Below are 19,523 nucleotides of genomic sequence, written 5' to 3' on the forward strand. Positions count from 1 at the left end.
TCAGGCATTGGATCGTCGGCGGCCATGATCAGTGAGTGCGACCATAGAATGTCGGTGTCGTAGTAGTGGCGGCAGTCCATCGCGCCATCGACTTCCAGCCAGTGGCTGGCCTCGGGGAGCAGTTCGGTCGGCAATGGATGGCGCGGGAATGGGTTGTGAAAGACTTCCAGTTCGGCACACCATGGTTCCCAACCCTGCGGCCAGAGCGCACGATAGTCGTCGGAGAGCACATCGAAGCAGAAGGGAATGCCTTCGAGCGCGCCAGGCTTGCGATCATAAAAGCGCCCGTATCGCACACAGCGGCCAACATGCGATTGCATGCCGCGGGTCAGCGCGACGCGATTGAATTTGCTGAGCGCGCAGGCGTTGGTGAAGATGACCGCTGACAGCTCGGCATGGGCATTATTGCGGAACAGCCCTGCCGGAAATTTCGAGGGACCAAGCAGGCGTTTGACCTCATAGCCAGCGGCGACGCGCTTGCCGTTGATCTCGATCGGTTCAGCTCGACATGCTCGACGCCTTCGAAGCCGATCGCCAGCAGCGCCGGGCCGCCAAGCCCTACTTCGGCCACGCACGCCGCCAATCGCTCGACGCTCGCGACAATGCGGCCTTCAAGGTCGCGGCCATCGACCATGATCTGAGGATCATCATCGATCCGTGATCCGATCGTCGCCTCCAGCTCGATCGCGCCCGGTCGCACGAGTCGCATGCGCCAGCGCGACTCGGCATTGGGCTTGCCGACCCCGCGCGGTACGTCGGCGCTCCACCATTGATCACCATCGGCATCGGTCACGACGCGCGCGTGGACGTCAGGCGCAATGCTCCATCCGTTTGTGGGGCCGTCAAGACAGGTCACACATCCTGGACTCATCGTGGAAACGGATTAGATCTCGGCGTTCACGCCAATGCAGCCGGACCGACAGTCGAGTTTTAACCGGGTGCCAACCATCGCCAAGCTGGCAGGGGCATTGCCGCTCTCTTCAGGGGGAGCTATCACGTCGAGGCATGAAGCCGAGATCTGCGAGCAACGCGACGATCAGGTGGATGCATTGCGACGGCGAACGACCGTTTGGGCATTGGTATATTCAAGTAGCCCTTCCACGCCGCCTTCCACCCCGAGTCCCGATTGCTTCATCCCGCCAAAGGCAGCGAGGGGGCTGAGATGCTGGGTCTCGTTGATCCACACCGTGCCGCTGGCGATCCGCCGTGCCACCGCGAGCGCGGCATCCTCGTCGCTGCCCCAGACCGAGGCGCCCAACCCATAGTCGCTTGCATTGGCGCGGGCGATCACCTCGTCGATATCGCGAAACTTCACTAGCGGCAGCACCGGGCCGAACTGTTCCTCCTGGACGATCCGGCTCGTTTCGGGCGGATTATCGAGGATCGTCACCGGGACGAAATAGCCTGGTCCTTCATGCGGTGCGTCGCCGGTCAGGAAGCGATAGCCCTGCTCGCGCGCATCCGCGATCAGATCGAGCACCCGGCGATATTGCACGGCATTGTTGATCGGCCCCAACTGCGTTCCCTGCTCGGCACCGTCGCCCAACCTCACCGTGCGTGCATAGGCGACCAGCGCGTCCTTCAGGCGATCATAGACCTGCTCGTGCACATACATGCGCTTGGTGGCGATGCAGACCTGCCCGTTATTGGTGAAGGCGGCCCAGAACAGCCGCTCGGCCAGCGCCTCCACATCCGCATCGGCCAGCACGATCGCGGGATCGTTGCCGCCCAGTTCCAGTGTGACGCGCTTGAGCGTCGCCGAGGCGCTCTGCATGACCCGGCGGCCGGTGGCGGTCGAGCCGGTGAAGCTCACCTTATCGATGCCGGGATGTTCGGTCAGCCAAGGGCCGAGCCGGTCGCCGCCGCTGATGGTGTTGAGCACGCCGGCGGGCAGGATCGTCGCCGCCAGTTCGCCGAATTTCAGCGTCGTCAGCGGCGTGAAGGGCGAGGGTTTCAGCACCACGGTGTTGCCCGCCAGCAGCGCCGGGCCCAGCTTGAACATCGCCAGCACCATCGGGAAATTCCACGGCGCGATCGCGCCGACCACGCCGATCGGCACGTGCCGCGTCTCGCTGTAGCGTTCGGCGCTGTCTTCGTTGACGGTGACCGGCAGGTCCAGGGTCGCCGCCCCTTGCAGCCAATAGGCGGAGGCGAGGATCTCGGAACGGGCATCAGCATGGGGCTTGCCCTGCTCCGCGGTCAGGAGGCGGGTGAAGCCGTCGATTTCGGCCATCAGCGCATTGGCCAGTTGCTCCAGCAGCGCGCGGCGCGTCGCGATTGGCGTGTCGGCCCAGCCGGGGAAAGCCGCGCGTGCCGCAGCGACGGCGGCATCCAGTTCGGCGCTTGTGGCGTCGGGGGCCTGCGCGATCGGCGTTTCGGTGGCGGGATTGAGCACGTCGAACCGGTGCTCGCCGGCAACCGCGCGCCCACCGATGGTCATCGAAAACAGCCCGTCAAACTGCATGTCACTCTCCTGTGCGTCGGCGCGATGCCGGGGCCGCGCTCTTGAATGGGGGCGTATCAGATCGCCCGGCGCTTGCCGCCCGCAGCGCAAGAAATGTCAAAAAGCGCGGCAAGTCGGTGCAACGCGCTTGGCGGCGGGCTGGGCTACACCCTCGAGTGGAAGAGGCCGCAACAGAGCCTCATCGAAAAATGGAGAGGCACCATGAAGGCCAGCATCATCGCTGCGCTGCTTGCAGGGGTCGCATCGATACTTCCCGTGTCGGCCTATGCGCAGTCCGCAACGGGCACCGACCCGGCTGCACCCGATCAGACCACGCCGCCGGCGCAGGCGAGCGCGGCGGGCGACGGGGAGATCATCGTCACGGCACAGCGGCGGGCGGAATCGATCCTCACCGTGCCGATCGCCATTTCGGCGATCGGGGGCGACACGCTGGCCAGCAAGGGAATCGTCAACTCCGCCAGCCTGGCGACGGCGGTGCCGAACCTTCAGGTCAGCAGTCCCTATGGATCGACCCAGCCGAACTTCTCGCTGCGCGGCATCAGCGTCGCCAACGAGTACAACTCGAACCAGGCGTCCCCGATCGGCGTCTATGTCGACGATGTCTATCTCGCGAGCCGCACCGCGCACGGCATGGGCCTGTTCGACATGGAACGTGTAGAGGTGCTGCGTGGGCCGCAGGGCACGCTGTTCGGCCGCAACACTACCGGCGGCGCGATCAACTTCATCACCAAGACGCCGACGCTGAGCGGCAACCAGGGCTATGCCGAGGCCGGGTACGGCAATTTCAACACCGTCACTGCCCAGGCCGCGATCGAAGCGACGATGGTGGAAGACGAACTGGGCGTGCGGATCGCCGGGAACTATGTGAAGGGCGACGGCCAGATCCAGAATGTCTATCCCGGTGGCCGCGACGCCAATTCGCAGGACACGCTGCAGGGCCGCGCGACCCTGCGCATCCGGCCGGGCGCTGGGCCGCTCGACATCAAGCTCAAAGTTTATGGGGGCCGCGATCGCGGCAGCCAGGCTGCCGTGCAAGGGCTGCTGCCCTATCGCAGCGGGCTGGATTTCTTCCAGGTCAACGAGAACCGCATCGGCCTGAACAAGACCGAGGCCTATGGCGGATCGGCGACGATCGCCTACACTGTCTCCCCTGCGCTCACCTTCACCTCGATCACCTCGCGGGACGGCGGCAAGCAGAATCTGCAACAGGCTGCCGACGGCTCGCCTCTCGACATTCTCGACATCAACTGGCAGTCGAAGTTCCAGCAGTTCAGCGAGGAAGCGCGCTTCAACTATGCTGCGGGCAAGCTGAAGCTGGTCGGCGGCGGCTTCTACGGCTGGGACGAGACGATCACGGACAACACGTTCAACATCGGCCAGGCGATCGCGCCGACGATCAACGGCGGCTTCTTCCAGCATTATCGCCAGGTCCGCCGCTCCTATGCGGTGTTTGCACAGGGCGATTATGCGCTCACCCCCAAGCTGACCCTCACGCTCGGCGCCCGCTATACCTGGGACCGCAGCCAGTATCGTGACGGCTATGCCTATCTCTTCGCCGGCAATGTCGATGGCGCCCGGACGCCGCTTGCGACGACGGTGCCGTGCCCCACTGTGCCTGGCACCTGTGCCTACAACCCCGCGGCGCGCTACCAGCTGGATGGCCGTAACAATGCGCTCACGGGGCGGGTGTCGCTCAGCTATACCTTCGACAACGGCACGCTCGTCTATGCCAGCTACAATCGCGGCTACCGCTCGGGCGCGTTCAACGGCGGCGGCTATACCTCGTCGGCGGGCATCAACTACATCAATCCCGAGCGGGTCAACGCCTATGAGGTGGGCCTGAAGGGCCGCTATCTCGACAATGCACTGACCCTGTCGATGGCCGGCTTCTACTATGACTATCGCAACCAGCAGGTGCAGGATACGCGGCCGGGACCGGTCTCCTTCCTGGTCAACGCGCCCAAGGCCGAAGTCTATGGGGTGGAGGGTGAGGCGCGGCTTCGCGTGGCGCCGACGCTGACCCTGAACGCTGCCGCCGGCTATCTCCATTCGACCTACAAGGAACTGACCCTTCAGGGCACCAACCTGTCCGGCAACGACCTGCCGTTCGCGCCGCGCTTCACGGCGCAGGCGGGGGCGGACCTGACCCTGTTCCGGCGGGGCACCACCGGCCTGACCCTGTCGCCCAGCGTTGCCTATTTCTCGCGGCAATATTTCTCGCCGTTCAACGCGGTGAACGCCGTGGGCACGGCGCAGCAGAACCGCGAACTGCAGCAGGAAGGCTATGCCAAGGTGAACCTAACCGCCGCACTCACCGTCGACCGCTTCACCTTCAAGGCATTCGCCAACAACCTGCTCAACGCGCGCACCTATGCCTATGGGCTCGATCTTCGCGGTGCCGGCTTTCCCTACAACTTCCTGGTTCCGGCGATGCCGCGAACCTACGGCCTCTCCGCCCGGGTGAGTTTCTGATCATGGCAACATTGCTGCAAACCGACCTGAAGGATCCAGGCCTGTACGAGGCCGGGGTGCCCTGGGACCTCTTCGCGGCGCTGCGCCGCGAAGATCCGGTCCACTGGACGCCGGAAACCGATGGCGCCGGTTTCTGGTCGGTGCTGCGCCACGCCGACATCGTCGAGGTGTCGCGCCAGCCGCAGCTGTTTTCCTCGGCGCACGAAAATGGCGGCCACCGCATCTTCAACGAGAATGAAGTGGGGCTGACCGGCGCAGGGGAATCGGCGATCGGCGTGCCGTTCATCTCGCGCGATCCGCCGGTGCATACCCGCTATCGCAAGTTCGTCATGCCCGCGCTGGCGCCCGGCCGGCTGGGCGATATCGAGACGCGGATCCGCGAGCGGGTGACGCGGCTGGTCGACGCGATCCCGCTCGGCGAGCCGGTCAATCTCGTACCGCTCCTGTCGGCGCCGCTGCCGTTGATGACGCTGGCCGAACTGCTCGGCGTGTCGGGCGATCTGTGGCCGAGCCTCTATGACTGGACCAACGCCTTTGTCGGCGAGGACGATCCCGAGTTCCGCCAGAGTCCCGAGGCGATGGCCGCGACGCTGGCCGAGTTCTTCGCCTTCGCGCAGGAACTGTTCGACGCGCGCCGCGCCCACCCCAGGTCGGACATCGCCTCGCTGCTCGCCAATGCCGAGATCGACGGCGTGCCGGTGCCGTTCCGCGATTTCATCGGCAACCTGATCCTGGTGCTGGTCGGCGGCAACGAGACCACCCGCAATTCGCTGAGCCACAGCGTCGCGGCCTTTTCGGCGAACCCTGATCAGTGGCAGGCGATCCGTGCCGACCGCAGCCTGCTCAAGACCGCGACGGCGGAGATGGTGCGCCATGCCAGCCCGGTGATGCACATGCGCCGCACCGCGATGGAAGACACGGTGATCGGCGGGCAGAAGGTGGCGAAGGGGGACAAGGTGGTCCTCTGGTACATTTCCGGCAATCGAGACGAACAGGTGTTCCCCGATGCCGATCGCTTCCTGGTCGGGCGCAAGGGCGCGCAGCATGTCGGTTTCGGATCGGGACAGCATGTCTGCGTCGGCTCGCGGCTGGCCGAGATGCAGTTGCGTGTCGCCTTCGACATGCTGGCGGATCGTGTTACCTCGTTCGAGGTGCAAGCGCCGCCGCGACGGTTCCGGTCGAATTTCATCAACGGCCTCAAGAACCTCGACGTCATTCTGCGGCCTGCCTGAGGAGAGATGCGATGGCGAACCGGCCGATGAGCAACGAAACCATCATTGCGGATACGATCGGCCGAGCGCCCGATCGCAGCGTGAACATAGGCGCCTGGCAATTCGCCCGCTGGCGCCAGTTCATCGGCAGCTACGAGCTGCCCGCGCTGGTGGATCCGGTGTTCGTCGTCCATGTCGGCGGCAAGCCCGATACCCGGTTGTGGGAAGCCGACCATTGGAGCGCCTCACGCTCGATCCCGGGCTGCGCGACGATCGTGCCCGCGGGGTGCCGCACCGGCTGGCGGATCGACGGGGAGCTGGACGTCGTTACCGTCTCGGTGCCGGTCGCGCAGTTGCAGGACCAGAGCGCCTATAACCAGTTCCGCGAGATGCGCTTCGCCTTTGCCGATCCGCTGGGCATCGCATTGACCCGGCAGATTCTGGGAGAGCTCTACGGCGCGCCCACGCCCGAACGCACCGCCTATATTGGCACGCTGCTCGATGCGCTGAAGGCGCATACCCTGCGCGGAACCACGCCGGGCACCGAGGGCGCGTTCCCCAGCGCCGACTTCTCCGCCTATCGCATCCACCAGATCATGAACGATATTCTGGCGCGACCCGAAGCCGAGCACAGCCTGGAGGCGCTCGCCGCCAAGGCGGGGCTGACGGCGTCGCACTTCTGCCGCGTGTTCAAGCGCGCGACCGGCATGTCGCCGCACCAATATGTGATGAAGGCGCGGCTTGACCGCGCCCGCGATCTGCTGGGGCAATCCGACCTTTCGGTCGCGCAGGTCGCCGACATGACCGGCTTCACCAGCCAGAGCCACTTCACCCGCGCCTTCCGCCAATATGCCGGCCAGACGCCGAGCAGCTGGCGACACCCCTCCCAATAATCCGAGGAAAGCATGCAGACACTCGCCGCCGTTGCCCGTGAACCCCATGGGCCCTTTTCGATCGAGACGGTGGCGGTGGAAGCGCCGCGCGCCGGCGAGGTGCTCGTGCGCATCGTCGGGGTCGGCCTGTGCCACACGGATCTGGTGTTCCGCGACCAATTCGCGCCTTATCCGCTGCCGGCGGTGCTAGGCCATGAGGGCGCGGGGATCGTCGAGGCGGTGGGCGAAGGGGTGGCGGACCTGGCGCCCGGCGACCGCGTGGTGCTTGGCTTTTCGAGCTGCGGCCATTGCCCGCGCTGCGACGAGGGGTTGCCCAGCTATTGCCGTGAATTCCCGCCGCTCAACTATGCGGGGATGCGGCTGGACGACGGTTCCAAGGCCTATGCCAACGGCGACGAGGCGATCGCCTCGCACTTCTTCGGCCAGTCGAGCTTTGCGGGCCATGCGGTGGTGCGCGCGCGGAACGTGGTGAAGATCGAGGACCCGGAGGCGCCGCTCGAAATCCTCGGGCCGCTCGGCTGCGGGTTTCAGACCGGGGCGGGCGGGGTGATGCGCTCGATGGCGTGCCCCGCGGGGTCGAGCATCGCGATCGTCGGCGGCGGGCCGGTTGGCCTCGCCGCGGTTATGGGCGCCGTGATCCAGGGCTGTTCGACGATCGTGCTTATCGAGCCGGTTGCCGCGCGGCGCCAGCTTGCGCTCGACTTGGGGGCGACGCAGGTGATCGATCCCGCCGCCGGCGACGTGACCGAGGCATTGCGCGCCTTGCTGCCGGACGGCGTCGACTTCGCCTTCGATACCAGCGGCCGGGTGGAGGCGATCCAGGCTGTGCTCGGCGCCCTGACGTCGCGCGGGATGCTCGGGCTGGTCGGCGTGCCGCCGCGCGCCGAGGATGCGCTGACGATCAATCTCGCCGGCATGATCACCTATGGCCAGCGGGTGGTGGGAATCATGGAAGGTGACAGCGATCCGCAGCACTTCATTCCCGAACTGGTCGCGGCGCATCGCGCCGGACGTTTCCCGTTCGACCGGTTGGTGAAGACCTTCCCGCTCTCCGCGATCAACGAGGCGATCGACGCCCAGAAGCGCGGCGAGTGCGTGAAGGTGGTGCTGATCCCCTGAATCGCGAAGCCCCCCGTCAGACGGCGGGGGGCAGGTAGCGCTCGCGCAGCAGCCGCTTGAACAGCTTGCCGGTGGGTTCGCGCGGCAGGGCGTCGGTGAAGTCGATCCGGCGCGGCGTCTTGACCGGGCCGAGTTCCTGCCGGGCGAAGGCGCGCAGTTCCTCAGCCAGCGCGGCGTCGGCGATCGCCACGGGGGCGGGCTGCACCACCGCCAGCACCATCTCGCCCATTTCCTCGCACGGCACTCCGATCACCGCCACATCGGCGACGGCGGGATGCGTCACGAGCAGATTCTCGATTTCCTGGGGGTAGATGTTCACGCCCCCCGAGATGATCATGAAGCTCTTGCGATCGGACAGGAACAGATACCCGTCGGCATCGACATGGCCGATATCGCCCAGCGTCGCCCAGCCGCGCGCGTCATGCGCTTCCGCCGTTTTCGCCGGATCGTTCAGATACTCGAATGCAGGGCCGTCGCTGAAGAAGATCGCGCCGGTCTCGCCCGGGGGCAGCTCGCGGCCCTCCTCGTCCAGGACATGCAGGGTGCCGAGCACCGCACGCCCGACAGACCCCGGCCTTTCAAGCCATTCCGCGCAAGATAGCGCGGTGATACCGCAGCATTCGGTGCCCGAATAATATTCGTGGACGATTGGCCCGATCCAGTCGATCATCGCCTGCTTGACCGGCACGGGGCAGGGCGCTGCGGCGTGGACCACCGCGCGGAGCGACGAGAGGTCGTACGCCGATCGTACGGCCTCCGGCAGCTTCAGCATCCGTACGAAATGGGTCGGCACGAAGGTGGCGTGGGTGATCCGGTGGCGCGCGATCAGGCGCAGCGTTTCCTCCGCATCAAACCGCGCCATCACCACCACCGTGCCGCCGAGCTGCTGCACCGCCATCGCCCAGCGTAGCGGCGCGGCATGATAAAGCGGGGAGGTGGAGAGATAGATGGTGTCCTCACCCATGCCGTAGAGGGTCGCGCCCATCCGCATCAGGGGCGTTTCGGCGCCGATCGGGCCGGTGGGCAGCATGGGCTTCACGCCCTTGGGGCGGCCCGTGGTGCCCGAGGAATAGAGCAGGTCGGTGCCGGCGCTTTCGTCGGCGATGGGAGATTGCGGGTGCAGCGATGCCGCCACCTGCCAGTCGCCCAGCCGGTCGTCGCTGCCGGTCCAGCGATAGGCGACGAGTTCCGGCAGCTCGGCAAGCGCGGTGCGGGCGAGCTCGGCATGCTCCGGGGAGGCGAGCAGCAGCTTCGCGCCGCAATCGCGCAGGATATAGGCGATGTCGCGCGGGCTCAGCTTGTTCGAGATCGCCGTCTGGTACAGCCCGGAACGTTGTGCCGCCCAACCGAACACGAAGACTTCGGGCACATTGGCGAATAGCGTCGCAACCACGTCGCCGCGCCGCAGCCCCAGCGCGCGCAACTGCCACGCGCTCTGGTTTGACAGCGCGTCCAGGGTGCCGAAGCTGATCGTCTCGCCGGTTTCGGCCAGCACTAGGGCGGGCCTGTGCGGATGGCGCGCGGCATGATCGGCCGGGTGCATCGTTCCTCTCCTTCACTGTTCTGCGGGCGAGGAACCACGCGCATGGTCGGGGCAGCAACGGGCGCGCAAGAAATGTCAAAATCCGCGCATCGCCCGGGCAAAGCCCAAAGGACCACCGTCCGCTATTCCGGTTCCAGCGGCAATCCGGCCAACGGATGCCGGTGGAGAGGCGATGTGATTCTCACCGAAGACCAGCGACAGATCCGCGACTCCGTCCGCGCATTCGCGCAGGAACGCATTCGCCCGGACAGCGGAATGTTCGAGGCCGAGGGCGGCTTCCCGCCCGCATTGTTCCGCGACCTGGGGGCGATGGGCCTCATGGGCATGACCGCGCCGGCCGAGTGGGGTGGAGCGGGAGCCGATAGCGTCGCCTATGCGCTGGCGCTGATCGAGCTCGCCGCGGCCGATGGCGCGCTTTCGACCATCGTCTCGATCCAGAACTCGATCCTGGTGAACGGGCTGCTGCAGCATGGATCGGCGGCGCAGCAGGCACGCTGGCTGCCGGCCCTGATCGCGGGGGAAGCGATCGGCGCCTTCGCGCTTACCGAAAGCGAAGCAGGCTCGGATGCCGCCGCGATCCGTACTCGTGCCACCCGCGTCGATGGCGGCTGGCGGATCGACGGCGCCAAGCAGTTCATCACCTCGGGGCGGATCGCCTCGGTTGCGATTGTCATAGCGGTCACCGATCCGGCACTGGGGCGCAAGGGCATCTCCGCCTTCCTCGTGCCGACCGACACGCCCGGGTTTTCGGTCGACAAGGTCGAACACAAGCTGGGGCAGGGCGCATCGGACACCTGCGCGCTCCGGTTCGATGCCTGTGTGGTGCCGGACGATGCGCTGTTCGGCGCCGAAGGCCGGGGCTATGCGCTGGCGCTGGCCAATCTGGAAGCCGGGCGGATCGGCATCGCCGCGCAGGCGGTGGGCATGGCGCAGGCCGCCCTCGACATCGCCGTCGCCTATGCGCGTGAGCGGCGCAGCTTCGGCAAGCCGATCCTCGAGCACCAGGCAGTGGGCTTTCGTCTTGCAGATCTCGCCACCCGGCTGGAGGCGGCGCGGCAGCTCGTGTTGCACGCCGCCGCGCTGAAGGATGCCGGTGCGCCGGCGCTGGAAGCCGCGTCGATGGCCAAGCTGTTCGCCTCGGAGACCGCCGAGGCGGTGGTCTCGGGCGCCCTCCAGACGCTGGGCGGCTATGGCTATCTGGAGGAATTCGGCATCGCCCGCATCTATCGCGACGTCCGGGTCTGCCAGATCTACGAGGGTACGTCGGACATCCAGCGCATGGTGATCGCCCGTGGCCTCTGAACGCGACGCAATTGTGGTGGCGGGCCATGCCCGCACGCCGATGGGTGGGTTTCAGGGTGCCTTCGCGCCGCTCGGCGCGGTCGATCTCGGCGCGGCGGCCGTGCGCGCTGCAGTCGCCCGAGCAGGTGTCGCCGATACGGCAGTCGAGCGCATCTATATGGGCTGCGTGCTGCCGGCCGGGCTCGGTCAGGCGCCGGCGCGCCAGGCAGCGCGCAAGGCCTGTCTGCCGGATACGGTCGAGGCGACGACGCTCAACAAGATGTGCGGATCGGGCATGCAGGCGGTGATCCTCGCTGCCGAGACGCTGGCCGCCGGTGCCGCCGACTGCATCGTCGCGGGCGGCATGGAGAGCATGACCAACGCGCCCTATCTGCTGCCCCGGCATCGCGCCGGCGCGCGGATCGGGCATGACCGGGTGCTCGATTCGATGATGCTCGACGGACTGGAGGACGCCTACGCCCCCGGCAAGCCGATGGGCGCCTTCGCCGAGGAGGCTGCGCGCCATTATGGCTTTGGGAGGGAAGCGCAGGATGCCTTCGCGCTCGAAAGCCTCGACCGCGCCCAGCGCGCCGTCGCGTCGGGTGCCTTTGCCGGAGAGATCGTGACAGTCCCCGTTCCGGGCCGCAAGGGGACGATCGAGGTCGCAACCGACGAACAGCCCGGCAATGCCCGGCCCGACAAGGTCCCGTTGCTGCGCCCGGCCTTTTCGCAGGGAGGCACGATCACCGCCGCGAGTTCGGCGTCGATTTCCGATGGTGCGGCGGCGTTGGTGCTGACGCGCGTGGACAAAGCGGATCGGCTTGGCCTCGTGCCGCAAGCCCGCATTGTCGCGACCGCGGCGCATGCCCATGCGCCCGAATGGTTCACCACCGCCCCGGTGTTCGCGGTCCGCAAGGCGCTCGATCGCGCCGGCTGGACCGCTGCCGAGGTGGACCTGTTCGAGGTGAACGAGGCGTTCGCGGTCGTCGCCATGATCGCGATGCGCGAGCTCGGCATCGATCGCGAGCGTATGAACGTGAACGGTGGCGCGACGGCGCTCGGCCACCCGATCGGCGCCAGCGGCGCGCGCATCCTGGTCACCCTGATCGCGGCGCTGCGCGCGCGCGGCGGCCGGCGCGGCATCGCTTCGCTGTGCATCGGCGGCGGCGAGGCGACGGCGGTCGCGATCGAACTGATCTGATATCGAGGAGGAATCGACAGCATGGACATCAACGGCGTTCCCGCCATCGTCACCGGCGGTGCATCGGGACTTGGCGGTGGCACCGCCCGCAGGCTTGCCGCTAGCGGCGCGAAGGTCGCGATCTTCGATCTCAACGCCGATCTTGGCACGGCGTTGGCGGCGGAACTCGGCGGCCACTTCGTGCACGTCGACGTGACCGACGCGCAGGCCGTGGCCAACGCCATCGCGGAGGCGGAGGCGGTGAACGGCAAGGCGCGCATCCTGGTCAATTGCGCCGGCATCGGCCCGCCCGCCAAGGTGATCGACCGTGATGGCAATGCCCTGCCGCTCGCGTCCTTCTCGAAGATTGTGACGGTCAATCTGGTCGGCAGCTTCAACGTGCTGTCGAAGTTCGCCGCCGCCCTGCACGCTGCGGACCCGATCGGTGAGGAGCGGGGCGTGATCATCAACACGGCCTCGGTCGCGGCCTATGACGGGCAGATCGGCCAGGCCGCCTATGCGGCCTCCAAGGGCGGCGTGGTCGGCATGACGCTGCCGATCGCGCGCGAATTTGCGCGCTACGGCATCCGCGTGATGACCATTGCGCCTGGCATCTTCTGGACGCCGCTGCTCGAAACGCTGCCGGCCGAAGCGCAGGCAAGCCTGGGCGCACAGGTGCCGTTCCCGTCGCGGCTGGGCCAGCCCGACGAATATGCCCGGCTGGTCGAGGCGATCGTGACGAACCCGATGCTCAACGGCGAGACGATCCGGATCGACGGTGCGATCCGCATGGCGCCGCGATGAACCCGCCGACGCCGCGCGCGGCCGAGATCGGCGCCCGCGTTGAAGTGTTCGTGCGCGAGCTGGTCGTGCCCTATGAGCGCGATCCTCGTCGCGACGCCCACGGCCCCAGCGATGCGATGGTCGCCGAGCTGCGCCAGCTGGCCCGCGCGGCGGGCGTGCTGACGCCGCATATCCTCGCGGACGGCACCCATCTCACCCAGCGCGAGACCGCATACGTGCTGTGCCTGTCTGGCCTGTCGCCGCTGGGGCCGGCGGCGCTCAACACCGCCGCGCCCGACGAAGGCAATATGTACCTGCTCGGTAAGGTGGGCAGCGCCGAGCAGAAGCGCCGCTTTCTCGATCCGATGGTGCGCGGCGAGGTCCGCTCGGCTTTCTTCATGACCGAGCCGGCGGAGGAAGGCGGCGCCGGATCCGACCCGTCGATGATGCAGACCACTGCGGTGCTCGACGGCAACCATTGGGTGGTGAACGGGCGCAAGGCGTTCATCACCGGCGCGCAAGGTGCGGGGCTGGGCATCGTCATGGCCAAATCCGCCGATGGCGCCTGTATGTTCCTGATCGACCTGCCCGATCCGGCGATCACGATCGAACGCGTGCTCGACACGATCGACAGTTCGATGCCGGGCGGCCATGCGGTGGTGCGGATCGACCATCTGCGCGTGCCTGCCGATCAGATGCTCGGGCATAGCGGCGAAGGTTTTCGCTATGCCCAGGTGCGCCTGGCGCCGGCGCGGCTGTCACACTGCATGCGCTGGCTGGGCGCGTGCATCCGCGCGCACGAGATCGCCACCGACTATGCCTGCCGCCGCCGGGCGTTCGGCAAGCTGCTGATCGACCATGAGGGCGTCGGGTTTCAGCTCGCCGACAACCTGATCGACCTCAAACAGGCCGAGCGGATGATCGACTGGTGCGCCGGCGTGCTCGACGCGGGTGAAGCCGGCGGCATCGAAAGCTCGATGACGAAGGTGGCGGTATCCGAGGCGCTGATGCGCGTCGTGGATCGCTGCGTGCAGGTGATGGGCGGCACCGGGGTGACCGGCGACACCATCGTCGAACAGGTGTTCCGCGAGATCCGGGCTTTCCGGATCTATGACGGCCCCAGCGAAGTGCATCGCTGGAGCCTTGCCAAGCACATCAAGCGCACATGGAAGGAGCGCGCATGACCGCGTCCAGCATCACCGTCGAACGCGACGGTCCGCTTACCATCGTCACGCTCGCGCGACCGGAGGCGCACAATGCACTCCATGCTGCGGCGCACGAGGAATTGGCGGGGGTGTTCGACGCCTTCGCCGCCGACCCCGATCAATGGGTGGCGATCATCACCGGCACCGGCGAGAAGGCGTTCTGCGCCGGCCATGACCTGAAGCAGCAGGCGGCGGGCGGCGGCCTCAAGACGCCGCCCAGCGGCTTTGCCGGGCTCACTGCGCGGTTCGGCATGACCAAGCCGGTGATCGCGGCGGTGAATGGCGTGGCGATGGGCGGCGGCTTCGAGATCGCGCTCGCCTGCGACATCGTCGTCGCGCACGCCCGGGCGGTGTTCGCGCTGCCCGAGCCGCGCGTCGGGCTGGCGGCGCTTGCCGGGGGCATGCAGCGGCTGCCCCGCGCGATCGGCCTCAAACAGGCGATGGGAATGATGCTCACCGGCCGGCGGGTCTCGGCCGAAGAGGGGATGCGGCTGGGCTTCGTCAATGCGGTGACCGAGGGTGATGTGCTGGCGCTCGCCCGGCAATGGGCCGCGGACATCCTGGCCTGCAGCCCGATGGCAGTGCGCGCTACCAAGGATGCAGTGCTGCGCGGGCTGGAGACGCCGGTAGAACGGGCGATGGCCGAGCAATGGTCCTATCCCGCGCTCGCGGCGATGCTGGCATCGCAGGATGCGGTGGAAGGCCCTGCCGCCTTCGCCGAGAAGCGTCCGCCGGCCTGGAAGGGGTGCTGACCATGGCGACCCCGCTCGATCAGGCGAGCAATGCCGGCACCACGCCGGTGCGCGAGGGGCACCGCTTCGACGAGGCCGCGCTCGCGCGCTGGATGGCTGCGGAAGTGGAGGGCTTTGCCGGGCCGCTCGTCGTCGAGCAGTTCAAGGGCGGCCAGTCTAACCCCACCTATCGGCTCTCCACGCCGAAGCGCCGCTATGTGCTGCGGCGCAAGCCACCGGGCCCGCTGCTGAAGGGCGCGCACGACGTGCTGCGCGAGGCGCGCGTGCTCCGCGCGCTCGCGGGATCGAACGTTCCCGTCGCGGCGGTCGTCGGTATCTGCGCCGACGAGGCGGTGATCGGCTCGCCCTTCTATGTGATGGACCTCGTGGAGGGCCGCATCTTTTGGGACGCGACCTTCTCCGATGTGCCGGTTATGGAGCGCTCCGCCTATTTCGATGCGATGAACGCGACCATCGCCACGCTGCACCAACTCGACCCGGCGGTGATCGGGCTGGCCGATTACGGCAAGCCGGGCAATTACTTCGCACGCCAGATCGGCCGCTGGACCCGGCAATATCTCGAAGACATCGACGCCGGCCGCGATGCGGACATGGACGCGCTCGTCGCGTGGCTGCCCGCGCACATCCCCGAAGGTGACGAGACCCGGCTGGTGCATGGGGATTTCCGTTGCGACAATCTGATCTTCCATCCCAGCGAGCCGCGCATCGTCGCGGTGCTCGACTGGGAGTTGTCGACACTCGGCCATCCGCTCGCCGATTTCGCCTATCACGCGCTGATGTACCGGATGCCGCCGGATATCGTCGCGGGGCTGGGCGGGGCGGACATCGCCGGGCTGGGGATCCCGGACGAGCAGGCCTATGTCGCCGCCTATTGCGCGCGCACAGGCCGCGCCGGGCTGCCCGACTATGACTTCTACGTCGCGTTCAACTTCTTCCGGCTGGCCGCGATCTTCCACGGTATCAAGGGGCGGGTGATCCGCGGCACGGCGGCCTCTGCCCATGCCCGCGAACGCGCTGCCAGCTTTCCCCGGCTCGCCCGCCTCGCGCGCGCGGCGATGGAGGCGTGCCAATGAGGCCGATCCTGCTCGAACGCGATGGTCCGGTGGCGCAGATCCGGCTCCATCGGCCCGAGGCGGGCAACGCAATCAACCTCGCGCTTGCCGAGGCGCTGGCCGAGGCTGCGGCCGAGGTGGCGGCCGATGCGACGATACGCTGCGTGGTGCTGACCGGTACCGGCCGCATCTTCTGCGCCGGGGGCGACGTCGCGGCGATGGCGACCGCGGGGGCCGAGGCGCCACGCCTGCTGCGCGGGCTGATCGATCCGCTCAACCGCGCGATCCTGACGCTGATGACGATGCCCAAGCCGCTGCTGGGCGTGGTCAATGGCGCGGCGGCGGGCGCCGGGCTCAGTCTCGCGTTGATCGGCGATGTCGTCATCGCCGCGCGCTCGGCCCATTTCACCGCTGCCTATACCGGTGTGGGCCTCACCCCTGACGGCGGCATGAGCTGGTTCCTGCCGCGCCTGATCGGCCTGCGCCGCGCCCAGGCGATGATTCTCACCAACCAGCGGCTCGATGCCGAGGCGGCGGAGCGATCGGGCCTCGTCACTGCCACCGTCGACGATGCAGCGCTGGCGGAGGAGGCGGCGGCTTGCGTCGCCCGGCTGGTCGCCGCGCCCGCCGCGGCACTGGGGGCAGCGCGCGGACTGTTGCTGGAGGGCGGGGCGGCATCGCTGCGCGACCATCTCGAAAGCGAGGCCGTCACCATCGAACGCAGCGGCGCACAGGCGGAGGCCCGGGAGGGGTTCGCCGCCTTCGCCGCCCGCCGCAAACCGAATTTCCAGGGAGTCTGAGCATGGCCGAAGCCTATATCGTCGAAGCCGTTCGCACCGCCGGCGGCCGCCGCAACGGTCGCCTTGCCGGGGTACACCCCGCCGATCTCGCCGCCACCGTGCTTAACGCGCTGATCGATCGCAGCGGGATCGATCCGGCGGCGGTGGACGACGTGATCCTCGGCTGCGTCACCCAGGCGGGCGAGCAGGCATTTGCCTTTGCCCGCAACGCGGTGCTTGCCTCGAAGCTGCCGGCCAGCGTGCCGGCGGTGACGATCGACCGGCAGTGCGGCTCGTCGCAACAGGCGGTCCACTTCGCGGCGCAGGCGGTGATGTCCGGCACGCAGGACGTGGTGATCGCGGCGGGCGCCGAAAGCATGACGCGAGTGCCGATGTTCTCCAACCTGTCGTTCCACCAGCGTGAGGGGATCGGCATCGGCCCGGTCAGCCCCAGCATCGCCGCGCGCTTCGGCGTGCGCGAGTTCAGCCAGTTTCAGGGCGCGGAAGCGATCGCGCGCAAGCATGGCTTCGATCGCGAGACGCTCGATCGCTATGCGCTCGAAAGCCACCGCCGCGCCGCCGCCGCCACCGATGGCGGCGCCTTTGCCGACGAGATCGTGCCGGTGCCGGTCGAAGGCGGCCTGCATGTTCGAGACGAGGGCATTCGCTACGATGCGACGCTGGAAGGCATCGGTGGCGTCAAGCTGTTGCAGGAAGGCGGCGTCATCTCCGCTGCCAATGCGAGCCAGATCTGCGATGGGGCGAGCGGCGTGCTGGTGGTGAGCGAACGTGCGCTGAAGGCGCACGGGCTGACGCCGATCGCCCGGATCGTCGACATGACCGTTACCGCCGGCGATCCGGTGATCATGCTCGAAGAGCCGCTGTTCGCCACCGATCGTGCACTTGCCAAGGCGGGGCTGTCGATCGACGATATCGACCTGTACGAAGTCAACGAGGCGTTCGCGCCGGTGCCGCTCGCCTGGCTGGGCCATGTCGGCGGCGATCCCGCGCGGCTGAATGTGAACGGGGGGGCGATCGCACTCGGCCATCCGCTCGGCGCCAGCGGCACCAAGCTGATGGCGACGCTGATCCACGCGCTGCGCGCGCGCGGCAAGCGCTATGGCCTGCAAACCATGTGCGAAGGTGGCGGCATCGCCAACGTCACCATCGTCGAGGCGCTGTGATGGCCCTCCGCACGCGAATTACCGAGCTGCTCGGCATCGAGCACCCGATCGTGCAGGGCGGCATGATGTGGGTGGGGCGGGCGGAGCTTGCCGCTGCCGTGTCGAACGCCGGCGGCTTGGGGATGCTCACCGCGCTGACCCAGCCGACGCCCGATGACCTTCGTCGCGAGATCGATCGTTGCCGCGCGATGACCGATAGGCCGTTCGGGGTGAATTTGACGATCCTGCCCGCGGTCTCGCCGCCGCCCTATGCCGAGTATCGGGAGGCGATCATCGACAGCGGCGTCACCATCGTCGAGACTGCCGGCCATCGCCCGCAGGAACATGTCGAGGCGTTCAAGGCGCGCGGCATCACCGTGATCCACAAATGCACCGCCGTCCGCCATGCCCTTTCGGCCGAGCGGATGGGTGTGGACGCGATCTCGATCGACGGGTTCGAATGCGCCGGCCATCCCGGCGAAGACGATGTGCCTGGTCTGGTCCTGATCCCGGCCGCTGCCGATCGGGTGCGGGTGCCGATGCTTGCGAGCGGCGGCTTTGCCGATGGGCGCGGGCTGGTCGCAGCGCTGGCGCTGGGAGCGGAGGGCATCAATATGGGCACGCGCTTCTGCGCGACCGTGGAAGCGCCGATCCACGATGCGGTCAAGCGCTTCCTTGTCGACAATGACGAGCGCGCGACCAACCTTATCTTCCGCCGTTTCGGCAACACTGGACGGGTGGCGAAGAACAGCGTGTCGGATGCGGTGGTCGCGCGTTCCGGCGCGCCGGACACGGTGTTCGAAGATATCCGCCCGCTGGTTTCCGGCGCGCGGGGACGGACAGCGCTGGAAACAGGCGATCTCGATGCCGGACTCATCTGGGCGGGGCAGGTCCAGGGGCTGATCCATGACGTGCCGACCTGCCGCGACCTGATCAGTCGGATTGTCGCCGAGGCGGAAGCCCTGATCGCTGGCCGGCTGGCCGCATGTGCAACCGTGGAACATGGGGTGGAAATCACATGATCCGCCAGTTCACCGTTATCGGCCGCGACGGAGCGCCATGAGCGCTCCCTCTCAGGTACCAGCACCTCATCCTCCCCAAGCAACTCGCCAGGGATGACGGCCAATCGGTAGGCACCCTCCACCCCAACTGCGCTATCAAAAGGCCGAGCGAGCACGGCGAACCGATCGGCGGGGGCCGGCGCGTCGCGAGCATGGTCGATGACCGCGCGAACGACGCCGCGAAAATCCGCCCAGCTTTCCGAACGCCGAATCCACGTCCTCGACATGGCCGACCATCCAGGACGGTGTACTATGTTCCCGATAGACGAGAGCCTGGATGATGAGCTCGCCACCTCCCTCGTGCTCACCGCGATCGGGTTCGGTGGTTTGGACGACGGACAGTTTCCAGGATTCCCTTGATCAGAATGCGTCAGTGTTTTCTCGGCGGTGGTCATTTCGGTCTGAAAAAGCGTTAGCGAAACACTTTTGCAAAGTACCAAATGGTTTCGGGCGAGGGTTTGTGTCCGGGTTTCGGACCAGATTTTTTGGCGGGCCACGAAGGGGCCACGGATCGCGGGCTCCGCCAAAACCCACGCTTTTCTGCGGGCTACAGCTCCAGATGTGA

General features: G+C 67.3%; 17 protein-coding genes. 14 read left to right on the plus strand and 3 right to left on the minus strand.

Annotated features, from left to right (window positions below; all coding sequences use genetic code 11):
• A partial coding sequence (locus SAZ01S_RS07540; protein ID WP_245824700.1) for a hypothetical protein occupies positions 1–320 on the minus strand: 320 nt, incomplete at its 3' end.
• A 188-nt stretch (positions 321–508) separates the two neighbouring features.
• Here SAZ01S_RS07540 and SAZ01S_RS23975 point away from each other — a divergent pair.
• Positions 509–661, plus strand: coding sequence for a hypothetical protein (locus SAZ01S_RS23975; protein WP_167693100.1), 153 nt, complete (start codon positions 509–511; stop codon positions 659–661).
• A gap of 375 nt (positions 662–1,036) precedes the next feature.
• Here the strand turns inward: SAZ01S_RS23975 and SAZ01S_RS07545 are convergent, their stop codons facing one another.
• Positions 1,037–2,464: an aldehyde dehydrogenase family protein gene (locus SAZ01S_RS07545; protein WP_084581613.1), complete on the minus strand. Its 1,428-nt coding sequence runs from the start codon at positions 2,462–2,464 to the stop codon at positions 1,037–1,039.
• Between the two features lie 201 nt (positions 2,465–2,665).
• Between SAZ01S_RS07545 and SAZ01S_RS07550 the strand changes: the two genes are divergently transcribed.
• The 4 genes from SAZ01S_RS07550 to SAZ01S_RS07565 are packed head-to-tail and all read left to right on the plus strand — an operon-like array spanning position 2,666 to position 8,159.
• A complete protein-coding gene (locus SAZ01S_RS07550; RefSeq protein WP_084581615.1) occupies positions 2,666–4,936 on the plus strand; it encodes a TonB-dependent receptor in 2,271 nt (756 codons plus the stop codon).
• Positions 4,937–4,938: 2 nt separating this feature from the next.
• Positions 4,939–6,168 (plus strand): cytochrome P450, encoded by a 1,230-nt coding sequence (locus SAZ01S_RS07555; RefSeq protein ID WP_084581617.1) that lies wholly within the window; start codon positions 4,939–4,941, stop codon positions 6,166–6,168.
• A gap of 26 nt (positions 6,169–6,194) precedes the next feature.
• Positions 6,195–7,040, plus strand: coding sequence for a helix-turn-helix domain-containing protein (locus SAZ01S_RS07560; protein WP_232318635.1), 846 nt, complete (start codon positions 6,195–6,197; stop codon positions 7,038–7,040).
• 12 nt (positions 7,041–7,052) lie between these two features.
• The gene (locus SAZ01S_RS07565) at positions 7,053–8,159 is read left to right on the plus strand and encodes an NAD(P)-dependent alcohol dehydrogenase (protein WP_084581619.1); all 1,107 of its coding nucleotides are present in this window, start codon (positions 7,053–7,055) and stop codon (positions 8,157–8,159) included.
• A gap of 16 nt (positions 8,160–8,175) precedes the next feature.
• Here SAZ01S_RS07565 and SAZ01S_RS07570 read toward each other — a convergent pair whose 3' ends face one another.
• Complete coding sequence (locus SAZ01S_RS07570; protein WP_084581621.1) at positions 8,176–9,702, minus strand: acyl-CoA synthetase; 1,527 nt, start codon at positions 9,700–9,702, stop codon at positions 8,176–8,178.
• 177 nt (positions 9,703–9,879) lie between these two features.
• On the opposite strand from SAZ01S_RS07570, the gene SAZ01S_RS07575 reads away from it, so the two are divergent.
• The 9 genes from SAZ01S_RS07575 to SAZ01S_RS07615 are packed head-to-tail and all read left to right on the plus strand — an operon-like array spanning position 9,880 to position 18,919.
• Positions 9,880–11,004 carry an acyl-CoA dehydrogenase family protein gene (locus SAZ01S_RS07575; protein ID WP_084581644.1) on the plus strand — a complete coding sequence of 375 codons (1,125 nt, stop codon included), beginning with the start codon at positions 9,880–9,882 and terminating at the stop codon, positions 11,002–11,004.
• Positions 10,994–12,184, plus strand: coding sequence for an acetyl-CoA C-acyltransferase (locus tag SAZ01S_RS07580; RefSeq protein WP_281252153.1), 1,191 nt, complete (start codon positions 10,994–10,996; stop codon positions 12,182–12,184). The genes SAZ01S_RS07575 and SAZ01S_RS07580 overlap by 11 nt, the downstream gene beginning before the upstream one ends.
• 21 nt (positions 12,185–12,205) lie before the next feature.
• Entirely contained in the window at positions 12,206–12,967 is a 762-nt protein-coding gene (locus tag SAZ01S_RS07585) for an SDR family NAD(P)-dependent oxidoreductase (protein WP_084581623.1), read from the plus strand.
• Positions 12,964–14,130 carry an acyl-CoA dehydrogenase family protein gene (locus SAZ01S_RS07590; protein WP_084581625.1) on the plus strand — a complete coding sequence of 389 codons (1,167 nt, stop codon included), beginning with the start codon at positions 12,964–12,966 and terminating at the stop codon, positions 14,128–14,130. Before SAZ01S_RS07585 ends, SAZ01S_RS07590 begins: the two co-directional genes overlap by 4 nt.
• Positions 14,127–14,903, plus strand: a complete 777-nt coding sequence (locus SAZ01S_RS07595) for an enoyl-CoA hydratase-related protein (protein WP_084581648.1) — start codon at positions 14,127–14,129, stop codon at positions 14,901–14,903. The genes SAZ01S_RS07590 and SAZ01S_RS07595 overlap by 4 nt, the downstream gene beginning before the upstream one ends.
• A 2-nt stretch (positions 14,904–14,905) precedes the next feature.
• Entirely contained in the window at positions 14,906–15,976 is a 1,071-nt protein-coding gene (locus SAZ01S_RS07600) for a phosphotransferase (protein ID WP_084581650.1), read from the plus strand.
• Positions 15,973–16,755, plus strand: a complete 783-nt coding sequence (locus SAZ01S_RS07605) for an enoyl-CoA hydratase/isomerase family protein (RefSeq protein ID WP_084581627.1) — start codon at positions 15,973–15,975, stop codon at positions 16,753–16,755. Before SAZ01S_RS07600 ends, SAZ01S_RS07605 begins: the two co-directional genes overlap by 4 nt.
• Positions 16,756–16,757: 2 nt before the next feature.
• Positions 16,758–17,918, plus strand: coding sequence for an acetyl-CoA C-acetyltransferase (locus tag SAZ01S_RS07610; protein WP_084581629.1), 1,161 nt, complete (start codon positions 16,758–16,760; stop codon positions 17,916–17,918).
• Positions 17,918–18,919: an NAD(P)H-dependent flavin oxidoreductase gene (locus SAZ01S_RS07615; RefSeq protein WP_084581631.1), complete on the plus strand. Its 1,002-nt coding sequence runs from the start codon at positions 17,918–17,920 to the stop codon at positions 18,917–18,919. The genes SAZ01S_RS07610 and SAZ01S_RS07615 overlap by 1 nt, the downstream gene beginning before the upstream one ends.
• Positions 18,920–19,523 lie beyond the last annotated feature (604 nt).

The sequence above is a fragment of the Sphingomonas azotifigens NBRC 15497 genome (genome assembly GCF_002091475.1).
GTDB lineage: Bacteria > Pseudomonadota > Alphaproteobacteria > Sphingomonadales > Sphingomonadaceae > Sphingomonas > Sphingomonas azotifigens.

Coding starts and splice junctions, on each gene's coding strand:
- SAZ01S_RS23975 (WP_167693100.1), top strand. CDS start 509: ATGCTCGACGCCTTCGAAGCCGATCGCCAGCAGCGCCGGGCCGCCAAG.
- SAZ01S_RS07545 (WP_084581613.1), bottom strand. CDS start 2,464: ATGCAGTTTGACGGGCTGTTTTCGATGACCATCGGTGGGCGCGCGGTT.
- SAZ01S_RS07550 (WP_084581615.1), top strand. CDS start 2,666: ATGAAGGCCAGCATCATCGCTGCGCTGCTTGCAGGGGTCGCATCGATA.
- SAZ01S_RS07555 (WP_084581617.1), top strand. CDS start 4,939: ATGGCAACATTGCTGCAAACCGACCTGAAGGATCCAGGCCTGTACGAG.
- SAZ01S_RS07560 (WP_232318635.1), top strand. CDS start 6,195: ATGAGCAACGAAACCATCATTGCGGATACGATCGGCCGAGCGCCCGAT.
- SAZ01S_RS07565 (WP_084581619.1), top strand. CDS start 7,053: ATGCAGACACTCGCCGCCGTTGCCCGTGAACCCCATGGGCCCTTTTCG.
- SAZ01S_RS07570 (WP_084581621.1), bottom strand. CDS start 9,702: ATGCACCCGGCCGATCATGCCGCGCGCCATCCGCACAGGCCCGCCCTA.
- SAZ01S_RS07585 (WP_084581623.1), top strand. CDS start 12,206: ATGGACATCAACGGCGTTCCCGCCATCGTCACCGGCGGTGCATCGGGA.
- SAZ01S_RS07590 (WP_084581625.1), top strand. CDS start 12,964: ATGAACCCGCCGACGCCGCGCGCGGCCGAGATCGGCGCCCGCGTTGAA.
- SAZ01S_RS07595 (WP_084581648.1), top strand. CDS start 14,127: ATGACCGCGTCCAGCATCACCGTCGAACGCGACGGTCCGCTTACCATC.
- SAZ01S_RS07600 (WP_084581650.1), top strand. CDS start 14,906: ATGGCGACCCCGCTCGATCAGGCGAGCAATGCCGGCACCACGCCGGTG.
- SAZ01S_RS07605 (WP_084581627.1), top strand. CDS start 15,973: ATGAGGCCGATCCTGCTCGAACGCGATGGTCCGGTGGCGCAGATCCGG.
- SAZ01S_RS07610 (WP_084581629.1), top strand. CDS start 16,758: ATGGCCGAAGCCTATATCGTCGAAGCCGTTCGCACCGCCGGCGGCCGC.
- SAZ01S_RS07615 (WP_084581631.1), top strand. CDS start 17,918: ATGGCCCTCCGCACGCGAATTACCGAGCTGCTCGGCATCGAGCACCCG.